This is a genomic window from Thauera terpenica 58Eu (genome assembly GCF_000443165.1).
In the GTDB taxonomy this organism is placed as follows: Bacteria; Pseudomonadota; Gammaproteobacteria; order Burkholderiales; family Rhodocyclaceae; genus Thauera; species Thauera terpenica.
In genome coordinates, this window is the sequence record NZ_ATJV01000029.1 from 1 (window position 1) to 240 (window position 240).

1 pseudogene is annotated in these 240 nt (G+C 63.3%); it reads right to left on the reverse strand.

Going from position 1 to position 240, the window contains the following annotated elements:
- Nucleotides 1-240: pseudogene (locus M622_RS23945) on the reverse strand (IS1634 family transposase); the annotation flags it as partial.

Sequence of the window (240 nt, forward strand, 5' to 3'; positions counted from 1 at the left end):
AGCGCCATGAAGCAGATCGACGCATGCGCGCGAATCCGCTCGGGCAGGCGGTGATACACCGGGCCGATCTCGATCTCGGACTTGAGCACCTTGAAACCACGCTCAATGTCGGCGAGCGATTTGTAGCGAGCGAGCACGTTACTCGCGGGCAGCGCCTCGGCGTTGGTCACCAGCAGCAGCTTGCCGTCCATCATCTGGGCGAGGCGCCGGGCCTTCTCGTCGATGTGGTAGCTGAAGAGC